Origin of the sequence: Pelomonas margarita (assembly GCF_043555875.1) — a bacterium.
GTDB lineage: Bacteria > Pseudomonadota > Gammaproteobacteria > Burkholderiales > Burkholderiaceae_C > Pelomonas > Pelomonas margarita.
On record NZ_JBIGHW010000057.1, the window covers coordinates 1 to 780 of the forward strand.

The 780-nt window shown below is 69.6% G+C and carries 1 protein-coding gene; it reads right to left on the minus strand.

What is annotated here, in order from left to right:
• A partial coding sequence (locus tag ACG0Z3_RS23210; RefSeq protein WP_394402425.1) for a hypothetical protein occupies positions 1-780 on the minus strand: 780 nt, incomplete at both ends.

The following is a 780-nucleotide window of genomic DNA, read 5'->3' on the forward strand; positions in this document are numbered from 1 at the left end:
CGAGCCGCCGTCCTCGTCGCTGGCTGTGACGGTGATGGTGCGCGGGGTGGTGTTGACCGCGCCATCCTGATCGTCCGCGAACACATGGCCGACGCTGCCGCCCAGCGTGGCGAGTTGTGCCGCGGTGACCACCTGGGCGGGGCTGCCATCGCCCCAGTCGATGCTGTAGCTCAGCGTGTCGGCGGCGACGTCGCTGCCGGTGATGGCCAGCGAGTAGCTGGCACCTTCGTTGGTGGTGGCGGCACCGGCCAGGCTCAGGCCCGGGTTGGCGTTGCTGACGCTGAGCGAATGCGTGCCCAGCACGAAGCTGCCGTCCTCGTCGGTGGCGCTGACGGTGATGACCGGTGCGGCAGCGCCGTCGGCGTAGACATGCGAGAAGCTGCCGGCAGCGGCCTGCCATTCGGCAGGCGTGTAGGTGACGGTGGTGCCGTCGCCCCAGGCGATGCTGTAGCCGGTGATGGTGTCCTGGCCGGGGTCGACGACGGCGCCGACCGACAGCGTGAATGCCACGCCCTCGGCCACATTGGCCGCGCCGCTGACCGGTGCGCTGGGCGCCGTGTTGCTGACGGTGACGTTGAAGCCATCGCTGAAGCTCTCGCCGGCCACGTCGGTGACGGTGACGACGACGGCATGCGTCGCATCGCCATCGGCGTAGAGGTGGTTGAGCTCGATGCTGGGCGTGGCGGTGCTGCCGTTGATGACGGTGCCGTCGCCGTAGTCGACGGTGTAGGTCCAGCCGGCAGCGCCGTTGTCCTGGCCGTCGCTGAAGCTGATGGTGCG